24 protein-coding genes are annotated in these 22,628 nt (G+C 41.0%); 12 read left to right on the top strand and 12 right to left on the bottom strand.

What is annotated here, in order from left to right; translation table 11 throughout:
* Window positions 1-57 precede the first annotated feature (57 nt).
* From MUCPA_RS36415 to MUCPA_RS25790, 4 genes are read left to right on the top strand one after another with little or no spacing between them, the layout of a single operon-like run.
* Window positions 58-507 (top strand): DinB family protein, encoded by a 450-nt coding sequence (locus MUCPA_RS36415; protein WP_008510395.1) that lies wholly within the window; start codon window positions 58-60, stop codon window positions 505-507.
* Window positions 508-548: 41 nt separating this feature from the next.
* Entirely contained in the window at window positions 549-962 is a 414-nt protein-coding gene (locus MUCPA_RS25800) for a hypothetical protein (protein ID WP_008510393.1), read from the top strand.
* The gene (locus tag MUCPA_RS25795; protein ID WP_008510391.1) at window positions 959-1,585 is read left to right on the top strand and encodes an SCO family protein; all 627 of its coding nucleotides are present in this window, start codon (window positions 959-961) and stop codon (window positions 1,583-1,585) included. Before MUCPA_RS25800 ends, MUCPA_RS25795 begins: the two co-directional genes overlap by 4 nt.
* Window positions 1,585-2,013 (top strand): c-type cytochrome, encoded by a 429-nt coding sequence (locus MUCPA_RS25790; RefSeq protein ID WP_008510389.1) that lies wholly within the window; start codon window positions 1,585-1,587, stop codon window positions 2,011-2,013. The genes MUCPA_RS25795 and MUCPA_RS25790 overlap by 1 nt, the downstream gene beginning before the upstream one ends.
* 165 nt (window positions 2,014-2,178) lie before the next feature.
* Here MUCPA_RS25790 and xerD read toward each other — a convergent pair whose 3' ends face one another.
* Entirely contained in the window at window positions 2,179-3,078 is a 900-nt protein-coding gene (gene xerD, locus MUCPA_RS25785) for a site-specific tyrosine recombinase XerD (RefSeq protein WP_008510387.1), read from the bottom strand.
* 29 nt (window positions 3,079-3,107) lie between these two features.
* Between xerD and aroQ the strand changes: the two genes are divergently transcribed.
* On the top strand, window positions 3,108-3,527 hold the full coding sequence (gene aroQ, locus MUCPA_RS25780; protein ID WP_008510384.1) for a type II 3-dehydroquinate dehydratase: 420 nt from the start codon (window positions 3,108-3,110) through the stop codon (window positions 3,525-3,527).
* An 11-nt stretch (window positions 3,528-3,538) separates the two neighbouring features.
* Window positions 3,539-6,043 (top strand): mechanosensitive ion channel family protein, encoded by a 2,505-nt coding sequence (locus tag MUCPA_RS25775; protein WP_008510382.1) that lies wholly within the window; start codon window positions 3,539-3,541, stop codon window positions 6,041-6,043.
* On the opposite strand, the gene MUCPA_RS25770 is transcribed toward MUCPA_RS25775, so the two are convergent.
* Both MUCPA_RS25770 and MUCPA_RS25765 read right to left on the bottom strand, forming a co-directional pair.
* On the bottom strand, window positions 6,012-7,043 hold the full coding sequence (locus MUCPA_RS25770) for a glycosyltransferase family 2 protein (RefSeq protein WP_008510380.1): 1,032 nt from the start codon (window positions 7,041-7,043) through the stop codon (window positions 6,012-6,014). The two genes, MUCPA_RS25775 and MUCPA_RS25770, sit on opposite strands and share 32 nt — an antisense overlap.
* A complete protein-coding gene (locus MUCPA_RS25765) occupies window positions 7,043-7,924 on the bottom strand; it encodes a lysophospholipid acyltransferase family protein (protein ID WP_008510378.1) in 882 nt (293 codons plus the stop codon). Before MUCPA_RS25765 ends, MUCPA_RS25770 begins: the two co-directional genes overlap by 1 nt.
* 40 nt (window positions 7,925-7,964) lie before the next feature.
* Here MUCPA_RS25765 and MUCPA_RS25760 point away from each other — a divergent pair, with 40 nt between their 5' ends.
* Window positions 7,965-8,576 carry a WbqC family protein gene (locus MUCPA_RS25760; protein ID WP_008510376.1) on the top strand — a complete coding sequence of 204 codons (612 nt, stop codon included), beginning with the start codon at window positions 7,965-7,967 and terminating at the stop codon, window positions 8,574-8,576.
* Between the two features lie 85 nt (window positions 8,577-8,661).
* Here MUCPA_RS25760 and msrA read toward each other — a convergent pair whose 3' ends face one another.
* The 3 genes from msrA to MUCPA_RS25745 all read right to left on the bottom strand — a co-directional run bounded on the left by msrA (window position 8,662) and on the right by MUCPA_RS25745 (window position 10,613).
* On the bottom strand, window positions 8,662-9,312 hold the full coding sequence (gene msrA, locus MUCPA_RS25755) for a peptide-methionine (S)-S-oxide reductase MsrA (protein ID WP_008510375.1): 651 nt from the start codon (window positions 9,310-9,312) through the stop codon (window positions 8,662-8,664).
* Window positions 9,313-9,411: 99 nt separating this feature from the next.
* Complete coding sequence (locus MUCPA_RS25750) at window positions 9,412-9,624, bottom strand: DUF3820 family protein (RefSeq protein ID WP_040626444.1); 213 nt, start codon at window positions 9,622-9,624, stop codon at window positions 9,412-9,414.
* 41 nt (window positions 9,625-9,665) lie between these two features.
* Complete coding sequence (locus MUCPA_RS25745) at window positions 9,666-10,613, bottom strand: MBL fold metallo-hydrolase (protein WP_008510372.1); 948 nt, start codon at window positions 10,611-10,613, stop codon at window positions 9,666-9,668.
* Window positions 10,614-10,791: 178 nt separating this feature from the next.
* Here MUCPA_RS25745 and MUCPA_RS25740 point away from each other — a divergent pair, with 178 nt between their 5' ends.
* Together MUCPA_RS25740 and MUCPA_RS25735 are read left to right on the top strand one after the other, a co-directional pair.
* Entirely contained in the window at window positions 10,792-11,046 is a 255-nt protein-coding gene (locus MUCPA_RS25740) for a hypothetical protein (protein ID WP_008510371.1), read from the top strand.
* Window positions 11,047-11,059: 13 nt separating this feature from the next.
* Entirely contained in the window at window positions 11,060-12,007 is a 948-nt protein-coding gene (locus tag MUCPA_RS25735; RefSeq protein ID WP_008510370.1) for an aldo/keto reductase, read from the top strand.
* A gap of 875 nt (window positions 12,008-12,882) precedes the next feature.
* Here the strand turns inward: MUCPA_RS25735 and MUCPA_RS25730 are convergent.
* From MUCPA_RS25730 to MUCPA_RS25715, 4 genes are all read right to left on the bottom strand, one after another.
* On the bottom strand, window positions 12,883-14,238 hold the full coding sequence (locus MUCPA_RS25730) for a GH1 family beta-glucosidase (protein ID WP_008510369.1): 1,356 nt from the start codon (window positions 14,236-14,238) through the stop codon (window positions 12,883-12,885).
* 340 nt (window positions 14,239-14,578) lie between these two features.
* Window positions 14,579-15,850, bottom strand: coding sequence for a diaminopimelate decarboxylase (gene lysA, locus MUCPA_RS25725; RefSeq protein WP_008510366.1), 1,272 nt, complete (start codon window positions 15,848-15,850; stop codon window positions 14,579-14,581).
* A 206-nt stretch (window positions 15,851-16,056) separates the two neighbouring features.
* Complete coding sequence (locus tag MUCPA_RS25720) at window positions 16,057-17,367, bottom strand: aspartate kinase (RefSeq protein ID WP_008510364.1); 1,311 nt, start codon at window positions 17,365-17,367, stop codon at window positions 16,057-16,059.
* 155 nt (window positions 17,368-17,522) lie between these two features.
* On the bottom strand, window positions 17,523-18,614 hold the full coding sequence (locus MUCPA_RS25715; protein WP_008510362.1) for a DUF6438 domain-containing protein: 1,092 nt from the start codon (window positions 18,612-18,614) through the stop codon (window positions 17,523-17,525).
* Between the two features lie 202 nt (window positions 18,615-18,816).
* Between MUCPA_RS25715 and MUCPA_RS25710 the strand changes: the two genes are divergently transcribed.
* Window positions 18,817-19,047, top strand: a complete 231-nt coding sequence (locus MUCPA_RS25710) for a hypothetical protein (protein ID WP_233276792.1) — start codon at window positions 18,817-18,819, stop codon at window positions 19,045-19,047.
* A gap of 30 nt (window positions 19,048-19,077) precedes the next feature.
* Here the strand turns inward: MUCPA_RS25710 and MUCPA_RS25705 are convergent, their stop codons facing one another.
* Together MUCPA_RS25705 and MUCPA_RS25700 are read right to left on the bottom strand one after the other, a co-directional pair.
* Entirely contained in the window at window positions 19,078-19,629 is a 552-nt protein-coding gene (locus MUCPA_RS25705; protein WP_008510358.1) for a 5' nucleotidase, NT5C type, read from the bottom strand.
* Between the two features lie 14 nt (window positions 19,630-19,643).
* Window positions 19,644-20,054: a hypothetical protein gene (locus MUCPA_RS25700; RefSeq protein ID WP_008510356.1), complete on the bottom strand. Its 411-nt coding sequence runs from the start codon at window positions 20,052-20,054 to the stop codon at window positions 19,644-19,646.
* 720 nt (window positions 20,055-20,774) lie between these two features.
* Here MUCPA_RS25700 and MUCPA_RS25695 point away from each other — a divergent pair.
* A complete protein-coding gene (locus MUCPA_RS25695) occupies window positions 20,775-21,377 on the top strand; it encodes a TIGR04282 family arsenosugar biosynthesis glycosyltransferase (protein WP_008510354.1) in 603 nt (200 codons plus the stop codon).
* Between the two features lie 155 nt (window positions 21,378-21,532).
* Window positions 21,533-22,621, top strand: a complete 1,089-nt coding sequence (mnmA, locus tag MUCPA_RS25690; RefSeq protein ID WP_008510352.1) for a tRNA 2-thiouridine(34) synthase MnmA — start codon at window positions 21,533-21,535, stop codon at window positions 22,619-22,621.
* The last annotated feature ends 7 nt before the right edge of the window (window positions 22,622-22,628 follow it).

The raw sequence follows: 22,628 nt of genomic DNA, 5'->3' as shown, positions 1-22,628 counted from the left end.
TCAATCTACCAATAAGCCAATCAATAACCTAATCACTCAATAACCAATACCAACCAAATGCAACGATATTTTAAACGACTCTTTGAATACGATAAATGGGCAGGCCATATTTTGCTATCCAAATTTGAAAAGCAGTTTCCTCAAAACGAGCGCATATACCAATTGTTTTCACACTTGTTATCGGCCCAGCTTATCTGGCTCGACAGGTGTATTGGTGCTCCGCAAAAGGCTATAATATGGGGCGAACGTTTGCCCGAAGAGATGAGGAACGATCTGGAAATTTACCACCAGGCCTGGGTAGAATTTATTGATCAGCTACAGCCTGATGATTTTGACAAGAACATTACTTATACCAATTCAAAAGGTGATACTTTTACCACACGGCTATCTGATATTATGACACATGTAATCAACCATGGTACGCATCACCGTGGATCAATCATCACTTTGATGAAAGAAGAAGGGTTTGTGCTACCTAATATTGATTTTATTACTTATGCGAGATAAGCAGAATTACGTTGCCGCTTTTAATAACCATTATAAAAAGGATGAATAAATTAGTTTACATAGCGGTATCAGTGCTTATGCTTAGTGCTTGTGCCAATGCAAAAAAAGAAGAAAAGGTTTTGCAGAAAGAAGTATTGGACAGCCACGAAAAGGTAATGGCCAACGACGAAAAAGCCATGATCAATAAAATGAAGCTGGATACTTTGATTAAAAAAGCTGATAGTTTGAAATTGAACAAGCAAGAGGCTGTTGAATTAAGTAATAAGTTAGTTTATGCTGATGAAAAAATGAGCGACTGGATGGGAAAACTCAGCCTGGATAATTCCGGGAAAAACCATGATGATATTATGAAATATTGGGAAGCGCAAAAAATCCAGGTAAAACAAATAGATTCCATGCTGGTAGACGCAACCGCCCAGTCTGAAGCGTACTTGCAAAAAAACGTTAAAAAATGAAACAACTACTATGGGCAATGGTTTGCTTAGCTTTTTTAAATGCATGCCACTCTGCCGCTACTAAAACTTTACCCATTTATGGGGAACGCCAAACGGTAACTAAAACAGTAGATGGTAAATCGGTTGTTGATACCATTTACCAAACTATACCTGCGTTTAAATTTGTTAACCAGTATAACGATACCATCACCAATAAAAACCTGGACGGTAAAATTTACGTAGCCGATTTCTTTTTTACAAGTTGCCCCTCTATCTGCCCCATTATGCAGCGCAATATGTTATTGGTATACAACGAATTTAAAAACGATCCGAACGTTAAAATACTATCGCATACCATCGACCCTAAACACGATACGGTACCGGTTTTAAAAGATTATGCTGATAAATTAGGCATCAGCGGCAACTCGTGGTGGTTGTTGCTGGGCCAAAAAGAGGTTGTTTACCAGTTAGCCGAAAAACATTACCTGGTATCTGTAAACGAAGGTAAGGGTGGCTTTATTCACCAGGGTTGGTTTGTACTGGTTGACAAGCAAAAGCGTATCCGTGGATCGTATGATGGCACAGTACCCGACCAGGTTAAGCAATTAGTTGCCGATATGCATACTTTACAGCAAGAAAAATAATGAAGCAAAAGGTTGTTTTGGCTATTGGTATTTTTATGGCTGTGGCGATCATCATCTCGTCGTGCCAGTCCGAGTCCGACCTTAATTTCAAACGTTATTATACTGCGGGTCTGGCCGTTTATCAAACCCATTGCCAAAACTGTCATGGCGCCAATGGCGAGGGCTTGGGCGCTTTAATGCCGCCGCTTAACGATTCGGTATACCTTAAAAACAATCTGCACAATTTGTCGTGCTCAATAAAAACCGGCAAACAGGGAGGCATCACCATCAACAGAAAAACTTATAACCAGCAAATGCCAGCTCAAAGTGATTTAACACCGATGGAAATTGCACAAGTATTAACCTATATCAACAACTCATACGGCAATAAACTGGGATTATTAGATGATCAACAGGTTGAGGCTGATTTAAAAAGATGTAATTTTTAAATCGGGGTTGATTGTAAAGCCTCGCTAAAAATCAAGCCAGGACGCTAAGGCGCAAAGTTCTCATTTTTTATGCTTAGCGTCCTGGCGCCTTTGCATGACGAGTTTACAGCCATTAACCATGCAGGGCTGGCCACTCTACTTCAACAGTTTTGTTAGCTTTGTTCTTCAGCTCCTGGGATGGTGCTCTATAATAACGCCCTTTAAATATTCCCTGTCAAGGTGGGTATATATTTCGGTAGTGGTAATGCTTTCGTGGCCCAGCATTTCCTGTACGGCGCGTAAATCTGCCCCACCTTCAATCAAATGCGTAGCGAACGAGTGCCTGAAAGTATGCGGACTGATGCTTTTCTTTAAACCGATTTTTTCAGCCAATTCCTTAATCATCATAAAAACATAAACCCTGCTTAACCTGTTGCCGCGCCGGTTTAAAAAAACAATGTCCTCCTCCCCCATTTTTACAGGCGTATGTACCCTCACCTCTTGCAGCCAGATCTTTAAAAATTTGATGGCCTGGGCACCAATGGGTACCAAACGTTCTTTATTACCTTTGCCTAAAACCTTAATAAATTCGATATCCAGGTAAAGGTTTGATATGCGCAAATTAACCAGTTCGGTTACGCGCAAACCACATCCGTATAGTACTTCAATCATGGTTTTATTGCGCATGCCTTCCGGTTTCGACAGGTCGATGGCATCTATCAGTTTATCAATATCAACAATACTCAAAGTATCAGGCAGCTTGCGCATTAATTTGGGCGCTTCCAGTAATTCGGAGGGATCATAGCTGAGTTGGTTATCCATCAGCAAATACTTGTAAAAAGCTTTGATGCCCGAAATGATGCGCGCCTGTGATGAGGGTATCATACCCAACTCATTAACCCACATAATAAACTCCCGTAAATCATTCATCCCGATAGTATCGGGGTATAGTTTAATCAGTTTACTGTCTGCAAACTGGATCAATTTATCCAGATCGCCCAGGTACGCCCCTACAGAATTAGCCGACAACGATTTTTCGAGCCTTAAGTACGAACTAAAGCCTTTTTTTGCTTTCTGCCAATCCACAGTATTTTAAATGTTTTATATTTGAGCAGATGAAGATACAAATTATCAACGGACCAAATTTAAACCTGCTCGGGGTTCGTGAAAAATCTATTTACGGGAGCTCGGATTTTGAAAGTTATTTAGCCGAACTACGCCAACGCTACCCTCATGTTGAGATTGAATATTTTCAAAGCAACGTTGAAGGCGAATTGATCAATAAACTGCACGAAGTTGGTTTTAGCTATCAAGGCATCGTCATCAATGCTGCGGCCTATACGCATACTTCTATCGCTATTGCCGATGCTATTGCAGCCATCAACGTACCGGTAATTGAGGTACACATTTCTAACGTGCATAAGCGCGAAAAATTCAGGCATGTATCAATGATTGCCGCCAACTGCAAAGGTGTAATTGCCGGGTTTGGATTAGACTCGTACCGACTTGCCATTGAAGCCCTATTAAACGAATAATACGATAAGCTATGCGCCCCTTGTTTAAACTGATTTCGTTAGTTTTAATTTCTTTATTACTGATCACGGTGGTACACGACGGCTCAGCACAGGTCAAGAAAAAAACTTCCCGGAGTTTAAGGGATTCTCTGCGCGAAAAGGTTTTGGAGCGCACTTCGCTGATGAGATCGTTTAAGCGCACAGATGATGCTTCGTTAGATGATCTGTTGGGGCGGATAGAGGACTATACGAGCTTATATATCCAAACCAATTCAGATCTGTCAAAGGGTTTTGATACGCTTGATATCAGCCAGCGCCTGCCTACGTTGGAAAAGCGGATGGCGCTGATGAAAACAACCATTGACAACTCGGGCACACTGGGCTATCTGGTTACTATCAGGACTATGGTTGATCATATTACCGACCAGCTCAATAGCTGGGAAGATAAGTTAACCCGCTACAGCAACCAATTAGATTCTATCCATGGCGACATTGTAAAATTTAAAAAAGACAGTGTGGTACACAGCGCTCCAGAAGATAGTACCTTGCAGGATAAATACATTTTACAAGTACAAGAGCTTGAGGTTAAGTGGCAAAAGTTAGATAGTTGCTCCAAAAAATCCATCATTAAAATAGGTTTATTACAAAACCGGATTTCATCCTTAACTATTTTGATGATCGACCTTAACGATAAGGTAGATATTAAGATCCAAAAGTTTACAGTTAACGCCATCAACAACGAAAATGGGTTCATTTGGGATATGCATCCCCAAAAGTATGCTACCGGCAGTGCAATTGATCAGACCTATAACCTTAACTCCAGATTATATAAATATTTTGTTACAGGTAAGGCAAATTACTGGAGCCACCTGGGTTGCGTTTTGCTGCTGGTGGTATTTTTTGCATGGATATTTAACAGCAAACGTAAAATAGCCCGGCTAAAAAAGAGCGACGCAACCGCTACTTTTAGTCAAACACACTATATTGTTAAACATCCTTTTGCTTCATCCCTGGCAGTTTTAAGTATCCTGGCGCCTTATCTTTACGATCATCCGGCCGAGATATTTACTCAAACTATGCTGCTTATTTCGATGGTGTGCACAGGCGTGTTGATTAAACACAACTGGCCAAAACCATTATTTAACTATTGGTTGGTATTATTGGTGTTAACACTGTTATTCACCGTTAGCGATTTGATGCTCGCAGTAACTTATGCCGACAGAATTTTACTGTTACTACTCTCGGCCGTAGCCATTTACACATCATTCTCTATTTTAAAGTACTTAAAGGCAACACCAGGCAATTACCCTCCTTTTATGGAGATCATTGTAAAAATATTTATCGCGCTCAATGGCATATCTGTGCTATTGAATATAGCGGGCCGCTTTAGCCTGGCTAAAATTATGGGCACAATGGCCGTTTTTAACCTTTGCCTGGGCATGGGTATGTACTTGTTTGTACAAATATTAATGGAGAGTTTGTTTTTACAATTAGAAGCTAACAAGAGTGCTGATAATCAAAACCAAACTTCATACATCGACTTTAAAGTATTGCAAAAAAAGTTTAAAGATGTGGTGATCAAGGTAGCGGCGATACTTTGGCTAATTGCTTTGACCAAAAATCTGTATATAGACGACTACTTGTACGACCAGGTGGGCGATTTTTTAAACCATCCGTACAAATTCAGCAGTACGGCTTTTACGCTGGGCAGTGTATTGATTTTTATTATCGTGATCTGGATATCGGGCTTGGTGGCAAGGGTAATCAGTTATTTTTACGATTTTGCCGGACAACAAACCAAGTTGACACCGCATGCTAAAAAAACGCGTTCTTCCATCCTGCTCATCCGTTTAACTATATTTGTAATTGGCTTTTTTGTAGCGATAACCGCCGCAGGTATCCCTATGGACCGGGTAACTATTATTATCGGCGCCTTGGGTGTAGGTATTGGTTTCGGTTTGCAAAACATTGTTAATAACCTGGTATCGGGCGTTATCCTGGCGTTTGAGAAACCGGTACAGGTAGGCGATATTATTGAGGTGAGTGGTAAATCGGGTGTTATTACAGAGATAGGCATCCGGTCAAGCAAAATTGATTGTGGTGATGGCTCTCAGTTGATTGTGCCTAACGGCGATCTGATCTCTCAGCATGTAATTAACTGGACCTTAACCAACAACAACCGGCAGGTTGAATTTGTAGTTGGCGTTGCCTACGGATCTGACGTAAGTAAGGTAGAAGGCATTTTAAACGCCGTGGTTAATAATCATGAAGATATTATGAAATCACCCGCACCTGCCGTATATCTGCATAACTTTGGCGAAAGCTCCATCGACTTTAAGTTATCTTTCTGGGCTGCTGAAATTGGCAAGTGGACGGCGCTTAAAAGCAATGTGTTAAGCGAAATATATATGCAATTTGCAAAAGAGGGTATAGAAATCCCCCACCCAAAGCGCGATATCCAGGTGTATTTCCCAGATGGCAGCTTAGCTAAACCTAATGAAGCACCTACAAAAAATCCGCCGGATCAAGATCACTAAAGTGCTTTTTGTTTCTCACAAAAAAATCAACGACGATGCTTCGCCTGTACATGCCGGTTAAATTGTAATTGCGATAACGGGATTTTACCGTAGTGATATTTTTATTGAATAACCTTATTACAAAATTTTGATGGGCCCGGCTTACCGCCCATGCATTTTTATATTTACGCTCGCTTAAAAATCTAAAAACGGCCATCAGATCAAACACCATCCTGATGGGTATGATGATCACGGCCCTCGAAAAAGGTAAATTCTTTTTAAGCAATACCAGGTTATTTCTAAAATTGAGATACGTTTTAAATGGATTTTCGGTATCCAAAGTCCCACCACCAACATGGTATACCTCTGATTCGGCGCAGTACATTACCTTTAAACCCATATTTTTTAACCTCCAGCATAAGTCTATCTCTTCCATGTGGGCAAAAAAACGCTCGTCAAAGCCCAGGCACTCGTCCCAGTACTTCTTTTTGATGAACAAGGCCGCTCCCGATGCCCAAAACACTTCTTTCGATACTTGATACTGACCCCTATCCTCTTCTATATCAAAAAATATACGTCCCTCGCAAAAAGGGTAGCCAAACTTATCAATAAAGCCGCCAGCAGCACCTGCATGCTCAAAATATGTTTTTTGCTTAAATGATTTTATTTTGGGTGCCGCAGCTGCTATCAGATCGTCGCTCTCCATTAAGTTAATGGCTGGCTCTATCCATCCGGTAGGCACCTCGATATCCGAGTTTAACAAAACATAATAATCTGCCTCAACGCGGCTCAATATCCTGTTGTATCCACCCGTAAAACCAAAATTTTCTTCGTTTTGTAAAACGGTTACAGTTGGATAGTTCTGCTTTAAAAATTGCACAGAATCATCGGTAGAGCCATTGTCGCCCACCACAATTTCAAGGTTAGGATAGGTAGATGCCAAAACCGATGGCAAAAAATCGTGCAGGTATTTTTTGCCGTTCCAGTTTAGTATTACTACGGCTACTTTAGGTAAGCTCATTAAACAGCGCCCTCCGGTTTAAACTTCCATCGTCTGTGCGACCATAACCAATACTGGGGTTCTCTATTAATCATCTCTTCCAAATATTTTGTGTGGGTATCGGTAATTTCATAAGGTTGGGTTTGTTTGGCATAATCAAACAAGGTTACAATTTTATATTCGTAATAGCCGCGTTTAACACAACGAACATCAGCAAAAACTACTACGGTATCAAACATTACCGCCATTTTTTCTACCCCTAAAAACAAAGCTGTTGGTTGATTTAAAAACCGGGTAAAATATTGGGCCTCGTGCTGCACCGGGGTCTGGTCGGACACCAATACAGTAAATGTCAACTCATTTTTTAGTGCTGCAAGTTTACGCAGTGTTGATTTCATGGGTACCAACATCGCACCAAAGCGCCCTCTAATCTGCTGGTAATATTGATCGGCCCGCTTGTTTGACAACGGTTTATATACTATAATTTTTTGATATTCCGGAATCAGGCTAAAACGATGAGCGGCCATTTCCCAATTACCATAATGAGCTACTGCTGCTATAATGCTTTTGTTTTGGTTATAGTAATGCGTAACTAATTCAGGGTTGGTAGCCTTCATCCTGCGCTTAACTTCGTTGGCCGATATGCTGATCATCTTAATCGTTTCCACTATCAGATCGGCAAGGTAGCGATAGTATTTTTTTTCGATCACCTTAATCTCTTCAGCACCTTTGCCGGGAAAAGAATTAATCAGGTTTTGATATACCACTTCACGCCTGTAACCTATTATCTTGTAAAGAACGATATAAATACCATCAGCCAATAGATACAAAAACCAAAACGGCAATAACGACAGCAGGTATAAAAAGAAAAACACTATTCTTGAAAGCCCTGCTTTTATCATTATTTTTGCAACAATCCAACCACAAACATAAAAAATATATATGACCGAAGAAGGGGCTATTTTGCCAATGTTTTATTTGCCTCCCGTTGAATACTTTATACAATTAAATAAACACAAATCCAACTTTTTAGTAGAACGCGAAGAGAACTTTATCAAACAGACTTATCGTAACCGCGCGCACATCTATTCGCCCGACGGGGTATTGGCATTAACCGTCCCGGTAGCCAAGGGCGCTAAAGTACACACTAAAGTTAAGGATGTTAAAATAAGTTATGATTTTGACTGGCAGCGCTTACATTGGCTAAGCCTGCAAAATTGCTACCGCCGGTCTGCCTATTTTGAATATTACGAGGACGATTTAGCGCCCTTTTATCATAACAAATACGAGTATCTTTTTGATTTTAACGAGCAGCAACTGCAACTGATACTTAAACTGACTAAAATAAAAGCCGATATTAAATTTACAGATGATTATATAGCTGAATACCCGGATCAGGAAGACTTTAGATTGATTATCAATCCTAAAAAAAGCAATCCCTTTAATCAAAAAACGTATTTCCAGTTATTTGAAGAAAGGCAGGGCTTTTTAAAAAACCTAAGTATTGTAGATTTACTTTTTAACCATGGCCCGCAGGCTTTGAATTATTTGTAGGCATTTTTAGATTTGAGTATTGAGATGTGAAACTTGAGATTTTTCATTTCTCAATACGCAATACTCACATCTCAATACGCACATTTCATTTAGCAAACTCCGGTTTCAATAGTTGCGGAACGGCCTTGCGCATTTTCATCACTTTAGGCACCGATACACTTGCAATGTAACCACTTTCCGGGTGTGCTCTGTAATATCCCTGGTGGTACACTTCGGCAGGATATAACACCTTGTAGGGTACTACCTGTGTAACTATCGGGTTGCTGTAATGGTGTGTTGCGTTTACTTTTTTGATCAGGGCCTCAACTGTAGCTTTTTCTTCGGGTGTGCGGTAAAATATAGCCGACCGGTAATCGTCGCCCTCATCAGGTCCCTGTCTGTCAATTGTAGTTGGATCATGGGCATAAAAAAATGCTTCAACCAATTGCGCGTAGCTAATTACCGACGGATTATAATAAATCTGTACCGATTCGGCATGCCCGGTAGTTTTGGTGCATACGTTTTCGTAAGTCGGGTTTTTAACGGTGCCACCTGAATATCCGGCAACCACCTTGTTAACGCCTTTGAGTTCAGACATGGCTTCCGTCATGGCCCAAAAGCACCCGCCTGCAAAAGCAGCAACTTTTTCTCCGGCTTTTGGCTCCGGTAACTTGGCAAAACTATGATTTTCAGGCTGTCCCTGTGCACAGCCCCACAATAATATGATACTTAAAAAATACAAACCTATCTTCTTCATGATTAAACTATATATAACACAATATACGCAATTTAAAGGCTTGGAGTTTTTAAATGGCCAATAGTTTAATCATCTCAAATTCAAATTTGCATTGCGCTGCTACTTATTTTTTAATGGCCTTAACAGATAATCCAACCCGTTGATCTTAATTTCGTGGATGGTATGCAGCAGCATCCCCAGGTTACCCTGCGGAAAGCCCTGCGCATACATCCATTCAAGGTAATGAACTGGCAAATCGCAAATTAAGGTGCCTTTATATTTGCCATACGGCATTGGGGTACTTACTACTTTTTTAAGAATATCCGGATTCAAGCGCGCTACTTTTGGTATGCACAAATATAGCAGGTATTATATCATAAAAACCGTTTCTGCACCTCTCTTACCGCGAAAAATCCGACAGCCACTGTGGCTATAGCAAATGCAGCCGCCTTAAATTTTACCGAAGGTGCTATTGGCGGAACATATTCTACCCCATTTTCATCGGCCATTGCAGGCACACGTACATAACGGCCGCTCATCGGGATAGCAATATCTTCAAAATTATCAGCCAGTTTTTTGAGTGCTGCCTGCAATTCCCGTCCTCTCATCGGATAACCGTGGCCGGTGGCTACTGTGCGTGGTTCGAGTTCGTACAGTTTCCTTACAGATTGCGCCGCAGCTGCCCAGTCTGTAGTAAGATATTTAGGCGGCCCTGATAATGTTTGCGCGAACGACAAAGCATAAAAGGCAGATTCGGGTTTGGTAGTAACCAAAGCGTCGCCAGCAATTAAGGTTGCATTCAATTTAAAAAATAACGAAACATGGCCGGGAGTGTGTCCGGGCGTATGTACAGTTTTCCATTCGGGTAACTCAGGTATATCGCCGCTCACATCAAGCGCCTGCACTTTTTCGCCCAGATCAATCGGGCTGGTAGGATAAGCCCAGGCCATCCAGGCCATTAATCCGCCCCCTACCACCGGATCTGCCGGTGGATAAGATGATTTCCCGGTTAAATAAGGTAACTCCATCGGGTGCGCATACACCGGTACATCCCAATGTTTAAGCAGTTCTATCAAATTACCCGTATGATCAAAATGCCCGTGAGTTAATATAATGGCCTCAGGCCGGGTGCCTGCTCCAAACAATGCTTCTGCCGCTTTAATAATTTGGCGCGAATAACCCCTTACACCGGTATCAACCAAAACCCAACCATCCGCCACACCTTTACGGTTAGCTATCATATAAACATTTGAAAAAAGGGTTTTTAAACCCCAAACGCCTTGTGTAACCTGGTAATAATTCACTTTGTTATTTGTTATCATAGCATAGAAGTAGAAGGTAAATTGTGTTATAACGTGATATACAGGCTACTGTTTTACGTTAATTAAAAATATATTAATTATTAATTAATATTCAATCATCAGAATGAGAAGGTGCCCCAACATTATTTAAAACACATCAACAAACAATGCGTTAATCAATTATATCAGATAATTAATTATGGAAGCTTTTGAAACTACATTAACAGGCAGCGATGGGTTAGTATACGGAATTGTTAAGCCGGTCAGTCATTCGTCATTTGACGAGGTTTACCAGTTTATATCTTTAGATGAAACCTTATATTTGACTATAGCAAAAGACTATACCGGAAAATGGATCAGGATTACAGGATCTGAGCCTTATTTTTCGGGTTGGGTGGACGAATTGTCGGAACATATTACAAAACCGGTTCCGCCCACAACATTTCAATCTTAAGATAACGTTTTAAATGAACAGAAAAGAATTAGGTCATACCGGCATCAACGTTAGTCCGCTTTGTTTTGGCGGCAACGTTTTTGGCTGGACGATAGACGAAAACACATCCTTCAAAATGCTTGATGCCGTTACCGGCGCAGGCATCAACTTTATCGATACCGCCGACGTGTATTCTGCGTGGGCACATAACAAGGTTGGTGGGCAGTCGGAAACCATTATTGGCAACTGGCTTAAAAAAAGCGGGAAGCGCAACGAGGTGGTTATTGCCACCAAGGTAGGTAAAGAAATGGCACCTGATAAAAAGGGCCTTTCCAAAGCGTACATCATACGGGCGGTAGAAGACTCTTTAAAGCGTCTGCAAACTGATTATATCGATTTGTACCAATCGCACGACGATGACAAGGAAACACCTTTGGAAGAAACCATGGAAACCTTTACCCAACTGATTAAAGAGGGTAAGGTACGCGCCATTGGTGCCTCAAACTACAGCGGAGAGCGTTTAGCGGAGGCTTTAGCAGTTAGTAAAAAGAATAACATGGCTGCATATCAAACCCTGCAACCCTTATATAACCTGTATGACAGGGAAGATTTTGAAATAAACCTTCAACCGGTATGCATCGAAAACAACATAGCCGTTATTAATTATTATGCGCTTGCCAGTGGATTTTTAACAGGTAAGTACCGTACCGAACAGGATTTGGCAAACACTAAACGCGTGAGCAACAAAAAGTACCTGAATGACCGCGGCTTAAAAATTTTAAAAGCCTTAGACGAGGTTGCTGCGCGATACCACTCAAACCCGGCACAAGTTTCGATAGCCTGGCTGCTTACCCGCGATACCATAGCAGCACCTATTGCCAGCGCAACCAGCGTTGAACAATTACAGGATTTGATAAAGGCTACAGAATTAAAATTGGATAATGCGGCTTTAGAGATATTGACGGAGGCAAGTGATTATTGAATAGTGTTTTACTGCCTACTTAGAACTACGTCATTGATAGCGGATGGAACTTTTGTGCGCGATATGTATACAGCAGACCCTTCGCGCTCAAAAGGAGATTTCTGGCTCTATGAATTTTGTATGGGTAGTAAAAATTCGGTTTGTAAATTATAGACAAAAGTCGCTATTCGAAGTCTCTGACTTCGAATGCCTATGCTTGTAGTCTCCGACTACAGGCTAATGCCAATCATTGTTACTACCACCATAAACAGCAAACATCAATAATCGTTTTCTTTTACACATAAGTTAAATGCACTTGAAGACACTTATTAAACAAAATGAATAGTAAGAGTCATACAACAAAGCTTTTTTACTGTAGTCAGAGACTACAGACATAGTCGTTCGGAGTCAGAGACTCCGAACAGCGATGGTTTTTCAGCAGACCCTACATAGACACCATTATAAGCCGCATAAAAAAACACATCGTACAGGGCCATACCGCACGTCCTTCGACAGGCTCAGGATGACCGCTTTCGCGCACAAAAAAAAGGACGTGTTATAACTGAGTAAGGATCTGGCTCTAAATTAAGAATACTGATTTTTGGAGCACACACACTGATAATCATTAACTTAAGAAGACGCCATTATAAACTGTAATTTACTGATTTGTTTTTCATCAGAAAAGCAGCAAAACAAATGGGCTTTTATTCTATTACAAATTACGGCTTCAAATTCCAGCAGACAAACTAAAACTATTTTACCCACACTATTCGTCAGAACTTGATTTCTCCTCGTACCTCATCGAAATGACAACGTTTTTTCGATAGGTTAACATCCTCCCCTTGCAAGCAATCAGCCTCTACGGAATTAATTTTTCAGGAACAAAACTACAACCATCAGCCTTTCAAAAACTCACCGTACCATTTTCCCGATCCTTTGATAATACGTTGCTGCGTTTTAAAATCAACATGAATAATTCCAAATCGGGGATGATAGCCTTCGGCCCATTCAAAGTTATCCGTTAGCGTCCAGATGAAATAGCCTGCAACTTTACCGCCTTCCTGCTTCGCCTTTAATACCTGGGCCATGTGCTGTTGTAAATAGGCTAACCTGAGGGGATCATGAACCTCGCCATCCTTTACTTCATCCGGAAAAGCCGAACCATTTTCGGTAATGATAATTTTTTTAACAAAGGGATATGCGCTAAATTTTTTGATGACATTATAAATAGCCGGCGGGTATACCTCCCACTTCATAGCCGTTAACGGGACGCCGCGATTTTCGGCTTTTACTATTTTGGCTCCAATATAAGGTACTAAAAACGACGCCTTGATAATTTCGCGGGTATAGTTCTGGATCCCGATAAAATCGAAATCGAAAGACATCAACTGCTCATCACCAGGCTTGATGTAATTTTTTATCCTTTTAAGTACCTTAATATCGTCGGGATACCCCATGCCCGAAACTGCCTCTATAAATATCCTGTTGAAAAAAATATCGGCCCGGTTGGCAGCAGATACGTCCCGCGGATTAGTTGAATAAGGCGCTATATCAGAGCATGAAAACGTAGTACCGATATTGGCATTGGGCAAAGCCTGGCGCAATAGCCTGCCCCCGGTAGCCATGCATAATACGGCATGATGTACAGCGGGTAAAAAATTTTTAATACCGGTACGGCCGGGCGCATGCACCCCTAAAAAATAACCTGCGCCGGTAAATACGGCAGGCTCGTTCATTACCATCCAGTTTTTCACCCTGTCGCCAAAATTGGCAATGCAAACCTTTACATAATCGCTAAACCAGCTTACAATATCACGATTGGTCCAGCCGCCTTTTAGTTCCAGTTCCTGGGGCAGGTCCCAATGGTAAATAGTTACCCAGGGCTCAATACCGCATTCCAGGCAAAAATCAATAATACTGTTATAATAGTCTATCCCGGTTTGATTAACCTCACCCGTGCCGTTAGGCATAACGCGTGGCCAGGCAATAGAGAACCTGAAGTTAGGTATATGAAGTTGTTTGATTAAAGCGATATCATCCCGGTAACGGTTATAAAAATCGCAGGCGGTATGAGCAGTGTCGCCATTTAAAACTTTCCCCTTTAACTGGGTAAATACATCCCAAACAGAACGGCCTCTGCCATCGGTATCTAAAGAACCCTCAATTTGCGGAGCCGCTGTTGATACGCCCCACTCAAAATCATCCCCAAAAAGCTGCCGGTTAATTTGTTTATTTTCGATGTCGGATCCCATTAATACTTCAAGCAGGCAAAGGTATGCCTTAACTGCAAATTTTTGAATTAAAATTTACAGAAATAAATACAATCAAATAACCGCCGCAATTAATGCATGTACATAGAGCGCATGCTTTTTAAAAACAAGGCTTTTTTAAGCGTATTGATAAACAAAAAGAAATTCAAAAATGATCTCATGGCTTTTGTATTGTTTAATACATAAAGCTACCTGTAATTATTTAAATTAATGTATGTTATACGTTACTATTAAGTTAAGTGTCACAAATAATTCCGGCGCTTTAATTTCAAGAAACCCTGATTTCCTCCAAGTCAAATCGCTATTTCCGGTTTATTGTTAATCATTCAGAATAAACGCTTTGCACCCGTTCGCGCAAATTATAACCCGATGCCATTACCTCGCCATAGGCACCCGCTGTACGCACCACGATCAGATCCCCACGGAATGATTCGGGCAGATCAACATCCTTCCGGAAACAATCGGTACTTTCACAAATAGGGCCAACAACATCGTATTTTAGTTCTGAGCCTGGGCTATTGAGTCTGGAGTCTGGAGTCTGGAGCTCAGAGTCTGTATTGCCTGCTTCCTGGCTCCCGATTCCTGGTTCTAACTTCCTGCTTCCTGCTCCCTGCCTCTCGCTTCCTGCTTCTTCCCCCCTGCTCAGGTTCTCTATCTGGTGATAAGCCTGGTATAGCATCGGGCGAATCAGTTCCGTCATGCCTGCGTCCAGGATCAGGAAGTTCTTTTTGATTCCGTTTTTAACATACAGCACCCTGCTTACCAAGGCTGCCGACTGCGCAACCAGGGCCCGGCCCAGCTCAAAATGCACCTCCTGATTAGGCTTTACATTTAAAAAATCGTTAAATACTTTAAAATAACTTTCAAAATCGCAAATGGGATTGGCGTCGGGCTGCTGGTAATCAACGCCCAGGCCGCCACCCAGGTTTAATACTTTGATAGGCAAACCGCGCTCTTCAAACCATAGCTGCAACTCGTTCACCCTGATACACAGGTTTTTATAAACACCCAGATCAGTAATCTGCGAGCCGATATGAAAATGGATTCCCAGGAATTTGAGATGAGGGCATTTGGCTAAAGCCTCGGCCACGGCGGGCAGTTCCCAGATATTTACGCCAAATTTATTCTCTTCTAAACCGGTAGTTATAAAATGGTGGGTATGGGCATCAACATTGGGGTTAATGCGGATAGCCACGCTGGCTGTTTTATTTTTGGCTTTCGCCAGATCATTGATGATCTGTAACTCCTGTACGGATTCGATATTGAAACAAAATATCTCCCGATCAAGCGCCTCGTTAATTTCCTTATCGGATTTGCCTACGCCAGCAAATACAACCTTGCCTTTATCAAAGCCATGCGCAATGGCGGCCTTTACTTCTCCTCCACTCACGCAATCGGCTCCAAAGCCGTACGACTGGATCAGATCCAGCACACGGGGGTTGAAATTAGCCTTCATGGCATAATGCACATGGAAGTTATATTTTGCCGATGCATCGGCGCAAGCCTGCAAAGTTTCTTTAAGCAGCTTTAAATCGTAATAGTAAAATGGGGTTTCTATATTTTGAAAACGGGCAAGGGTATTGGAATTGAACATACTTTTGGGGTTCATGGTTCATGATTGATAGTTCATGGTACCATTGTGCTTTTATTTAAATGAATAATTTAGTTACCGGATATCATGATTGATTAGTTAATAGTTCCGTGGTTTTTAGAAGGCATTGTTCTTACCGCTATCGATCTCTGTAAGTTGCGCCGGCATTCGACTATGAAACATAAAACCATATCAACTCCATTAACCAGCTAAAACAACCTGCTATGCAGGCTCCTGAGGGTTTCAACCTTGTCGGCTGTTTTCACCAGGATAGAAATATTATAGCTGCTGCCACCATAAGATATCATGCGCAAAGGTATGTGTTTTACGGCTTCTAAAACGCGGGCCGCATAGCCATGTGTTTCGCTGCTAAAATCGCCAACCACGCAAACGATAGTTTGATTAACGTCGATCTCCACCGATCCGAATACATTGAGCTCACGGGTGATATCGCCCAAAAAGGTAGTATCATCAATGGTAACCGATACCGCCACTTCCGAGGTGGTAATCATGTCTATTGGCGTTTTATATCGTTCAAAAACCTCAAAAACACGGCGTAAAAACCCGTATGCTAACAGCATCCTGCTCGAATGAATCTTGATAGCCGTTATGTTATCCTTGGCAGCGATAGATTTGATTTCGCTGCGGTCGCTGCTGGCACTAATTAAGGTACCGGGAGCGGATGGTTCCATGGTATTTAACAACCGCACCGGTATTTTATACTTTTGCGCCGGAAAAACACTTTGCGGATGCAAAATTTTAGCACCGAAGTAGGCCAGTTCGGCTGCCTCGTCAAACGACAGGTGCGAGATGGGTTTAGTACCCTTTACAATGCGCGGGTCATTGTTGTGCATGCCGTCAATATCGGTCCATATCTGCACCTCTTCGCTCCTGATGGCAGCGCCTATCAGGGATGCGGTATAATCACTGCCGCCACGGCGCAGGTTATCAATTTCTCCGAACGAATTACGACAGATATAACCTTGGGTAATAAAAAGCTTGTTATCGGGATATTGATCCAACAGGGGCGCGATATGCTCTGCCATGTAATCAATTACCGGTTCGCCATCCTCATCGGTTTTCATAAAATCGAGGGCTGGTAATAAAACCGAGGGCACACCAATCTCTTGTAAATAAACATAATAAAGCGTGGTGCTCAACAACTCGCCCTGGGCGAGGATAATTTTATCTTCTATGGTGGTAAACTCCTCGTTAGCCAGGTTGCTTAACAAGCCAAAATGATAGTCTATCACTTCCTTTCCCGCATCCAGGTACTCGGGTTTTGCAAACAGCTCTTGTATAAATTTTTCGTATTTGGTTTTCAAGTTAGCTATCAAGGCAGATGCCTTAACCTTTTCACCGGCAAGATAAGCTTGTCCAATCTCTACCAGGTTATTGGTTGTGCCCGAAACAGCGGATAGCACCACAATTTGCCGCTCGGCGGGGTTTATGATATCCAGCAGTTTTTTCATCCGTTCGGGGCTGCCAACGGATGTTCCGCCAAATTTTAAAACTTTCATTTTGAATCTTGTTTGCTATATGAACTTATATATGCGTATTGAGGGGTTAAAAATAAGATTTTGCAGTTATAAATTTATGGTGAATAGAATAAATTAAGTTGAGGCCAGTTAATAAAACAATGTCGAAATTTTACAATTGAAGAACCGCTAACAAATCAATTAGAAGTTTTGTCTTCAAATTTCATCTTATCTGAATTTCTCTCAATAAAGTTAAATCCAATATCGTATGTATATTTAGTCCCGTTTTCCATGTTAAATCGATATAACCGCCCATCGGTTTCTATATTTAATATTTTACTGTCACCATCAAATTTCACATCATATTTTTTGCTAAACTGTTTTGATACTTTATTACCTTTCCATAACAGGTTCCACAAGTAAAAGCTTTCTGTACTTCTTAAGCGGTGGATACCGGAAGCATTTGCAAATGATTTAAAGAAATGATTGAACATTGAATTATGATGCAAAGTATCCATTTTGAGGTACCCTTTCATCGCCAACAAAGGAGTGTAAGCCCACATTAATTCTGCCGGACCGGACACATCAATATCATAAGTCGTTTTTAATATTTTACCATCCTTTACTAAACTTATTTCGACAGAGAGGTTATCACTGCTACTATCTTCATAACGATCTTTTAGTTGCAAAAAATTCGCCTTAGCAAAAGCCAGTTCAATTTTAGCAAATGCGTTCTCAGAAATTTTCGACGTTAAATAGTAATCTTGCCTCAATGAGTTATGACAATAGGTAACCCTGCCATATTTATCAATTGACAATTCACTTCGGGTGCTCCAGGCGCCATAAGAAACCATTATCTGATCGAACTTGAGGCTTGGATCGTCTACATAGTGTTGACGAACATATTTATAGTAAAGATTATTTTTTTTAAAATCCGGACTTTCGATAAGCATCGTATCGCCGCTCATTCTTAAAATCGTCATCCGCCGCCATTCATTTAAACTAAAAATACGTAGGTTATCACCATCAACTTTATACCGGGTATTAAAATCATAAAAACCACGTGAGACCGACGCTGGTGAACGTTCTTCGCAGCTATCATTTCTAAAAAATTGATAGCTACTATATTTGAAAGATTTGTATTCCGAATTATAGTCCCTTTCTATTCCATTTTCTTTAAATCCCAATCCAACATATTTCCATTCACCTAAAATTTGTTCCTGATAATTGGGTTTGCACGAAAACAGGATCGCTGATAAAATAAAACTTAGCAAAAAACGAACTAACATATGCTAATATAATCATACCAAAGATAAACACCATCAATTATAAGCAACTGCCTTTTTTATTATTAAAATAAAATTTTCATAGAAAAATTGCGTTTAATGGTTAATTTGTAAAACAATTTTAATCTTAAATTTTCTAAATGCTAATTTACCCAAATTTTGATTTAGAAAAACACAGACCTTCATCAATTACAACTTATCAAAAATGAGTATGCAACGCTATAAAAGTACCGTAAATTCTGGCGTATTGGCTTATGAGATTGGCGAAGACCGAATCAAAGTTAAATTTTTAGACGGCACCGTGTACCTCTATACCTACCAGAGCGCCGGGGAAGAAAACATTGAACAAATGAAAGCCCTTGCCGAAAAAGGGAGGGGTTTAACTACCTTCATCAATCAATCGGTAAGCGATCAATATGCTATTAAAGTCAGTTAACAACGGAGTGCTTAATTTATTTCATCTCCGTTAACCCTGTATACTTAATTCCTGCTCCATTAAAGTAGCGGCTTCCGCCCAGTTATTTACCCGCGTGTGTTGATGATGGTTACGGTTATGCCCCGCAGTAAACATAATGGCCTTACCGCGACAGAAATCAAGATTCTTAGGATGGTCATCGATCAGGTAATCGGTATCAATCACGCTCTTATCACCACAAAAAACAATATTTCGCCAGCTGATAAAGGAAAAATGCTCGCTAAGCCATTCGCGCTTTTCATACAGCGACAGCGGAAATTCCATTGCTGCGGATACGATGTACACTTCAAAATTGATCATTAGTTTTTGTAAGGCCTCAACGGCACCCGGCACCACAGGCGCGGTCCGGAAAAATCCTGGAGCGTGTACATAATTATAAACCGCCTGTTTATTAGGGAAGGCATCAGCTTCTGGTATGCCATGCATGGCCTCACGCTTTATCCTCACCCCAAAATCACGTTCGTACCAGATGATGGCCTGCTCTTCAATATCTGCAATTACGTTGTCCATATCTATGGCAATCGATTTTCTTTTAGCTTTCATCAATCAGGTATAGCTTATTTTTTGTCTTTTTTTGCCCTTACTCTTACAATATCATCCTCCTTGGTCTCAAAAACAATTTCATTTTCGTCAATTGCCTTTATCCAAAACAAAATCTTCCGGGTTTGTTCATTGGCCAGATGTTCTGTGTAGATGATGTTATCCTTATCCAATTGATAAGTGCCAGAAGATAGTAACTTGCCGCCCCACATCATCACCAGCTTCCCGTTGGATGTTAGCTCGATATATGGCGACTTTTCGGCAAGTTCCCGGGCCGACACTGTATCCGGCGGATTGGGCGAATACGGGTTTTCAACCTTAACGTAATTCCATTTACCAATCAGCATGTCGGGCTTTATCACCCGGTTACATGCCGATGTGGCTACAATTAGTAACACCGAATAAATGATAAAGAAGCGCTTATGCATAGAACAAAACTAATAAAAGAGAAGCAAGATGTAAGAGGCAGAAAGCAAAGATGTATGATTGACGCAGGCTACGTTAAGATATCCATTGGACCATCTCCGGAAAACAAAAAGATGATTAAATTAAAAGGGTGACTATCAGGCCGATAGTCACCCTTAAGGTTACTTTAGGTTTATAATTGGTTAGATTAAATAGTTCACTATTGCGGCTATGCCGATGATCGCTATGATGAAACCTTGTAACTTTTGTTCAAATGTTAGTTGTTTAGATAAAGTCTTCATTTTCTTAAAGGGATTAACCAAATCTATAGAATATAAGTTTTTTGCAATAGCCCTTGAACACTTTTGTTAATTTTTGACTAACATGCTATTTACATTATTTGCTAATTAAGAGTTTGCTTTTTTCAATAGGAACTTTGTAATAAAACAGGTTTTTTTTTATTATACTAAAAGTTAAATTACACCTAAAAAACCTCGAAATTTCAGTTTAAATGAATATTTTCTGCTTAAAAAAGCAAAGTGTACATCGAACACCTTTTTTTCAATACCGGTTTACAGGCTAAATCTTTTCTGATTAGTTGATTTCGTTGCGCAAACTATGATGATACTTTTTCAAGTTCAGCCGACTATTAAACACGGTTGTTTTACAAAATTAATTTTTAATTAAAATAGTAGGTGTCATGGCGTACATAGTGGTATATTTAGCTAACTATCAAAAACATCATGAAAAAAAGCGCCATCATTATTTTCATAAAAAATCCCGACCTGGGCAGGGTTAAAAAGCGGCTTGCCCAATCGGTTGGTGATAACAACGCTTTACAAGTATACCGGCAGATGCTTGCGCACACGCAACAAATAACCCAATCATTAAGTACCGATAAATTTTTATATTATGATAGAGAGGCCGATACAAACGACTCGTGGCCTAACAGTGTCTATCATAAAAAAACACAGTCAGGCAAGGTAATGGCAAGCCGGATAAATACTGCTTTTAAACAGATATTTAAAATGGGCTATGAGCACATTGTTATGATAGGCAGCGATTGCCTCGAACTGGACGAAAGGATTATCAGGCTGGCATTTAGGCAACTTGACCATTTTGACTGTGTATTGGGACCTACTAAAGACGGTGGCTTTTATTTAATGGGTTTAACGGCATTCTGTCCAGAACTATTTAGAATTATTGGCTGGGGTACTGCCCAATTAATGCACGAAGCTTTAAGATGCATTGAGCATTTAAATAAAACCTGCTTTATATTGCCTGAATTAGCGGATATAGCTACCGTTGACGACTTAGACGATAACCTTAAATTATTGATTATATAAAATTCATAAAAATTGACACACCGCACTATTTAACCGATAGTTAAGCCACAATTAACAACAATACACATTCCAGTGCATTATACTCTTTACCTTAAACTGACTAAGGCATAGTTTATTTGATTGATTTAATGCCTATTTTTGCAGCCACAAAAACAATGAGCAAGCACGGTAGAATTTTAGTGGCCATGAGTGGCGGGGTTGATAGTTCGGTAGCGGCAGTAATGCTGCACGAGCAGGGTTATGAGGTAATAGGCCTTACCATGAAAACGTGGGACTATGCCTCATCTGGCACAAACACTAAAGAAACCGGCTGCTGTAGCCTGGATAGTATTAACGATGCCCGTGCGCTGGCAGTGGGTTACGGCTTCCCTCATTACATCCTTGATATCCGCAGCGAGTTTGGCGATTTTGTAATTGATAATTTTGTTGACGAATATTTGGCCGGCCGCACACCCAATCCTTGTGTACTTTGCAATACGCACATTAAATGGGAAGCGCTTTTAAAGCGTGCCGATAAGCTGGACTGCGAGTTTATAGCTACAGGGCATTATGCCAACATCCGCCAGCACGATAATGGCCGTTACGTCATATCTAAAGGCCTCGATCAAAACAAAGATCAATCTTACGTATTGTGGGGGGTATCGCAACGCAACCTGGCGCGTACCAGGTTCCCTTTAGGTAGTTTCGCCAAAGCAGAGATCAGGCAGATGGCTAAAGATATGGGGCAGCTTGAGTTGGCTAATAAAAGCGAAAGCTACGAGATTTGTTTTGTGCCTGATAATGATTACCGCTCGTTTTTACGCCACAAGGTGGGCGACCTGGAAGAACGCGTATCAGGCGGCAACTATGTATTAACCGACGGCACCGTAGTAGGCAAACATCAGGGCTATCCGTTTTATACTATTGGCCAGCGTAAAGGCCTTGGGATAGCTTTAGGGCAACCTATGTTTGTTACGCAGATCCTTCCGGAAAGCAATACCGTTGTTTTGGGCACCGCCGAAGATTTGGAACGCCGCGAAGCCTGGGTACGCAACCTTAACCTGATTAAATACGAAACCATTACCGAGCCTATTGAGGCCACCACTAAAATAAGATACAAAGACGCCGGCATGCTTAGCAATATTGTACAAATTGGCGAGCACATGAAGGTTGATTTTCATCATTCCGTTTCGGGCATTGCGCCGGGGCAGTCTGCTGTATTTTACGAGGGTGACGACCTTTTAGGCGGCGGATTTTTAATCTGAGCAGCAT

Source organism: Mucilaginibacter paludis DSM 18603, from assembly GCF_000166195.2.
Lineage (GTDB): Bacteria > Bacteroidota > Bacteroidia > Sphingobacteriales > Sphingobacteriaceae > Mucilaginibacter > Mucilaginibacter paludis.
Note: the sequence above shows the minus strand (reverse complement) of the source record. Positions and strands in the feature narration are given on the sequence as shown.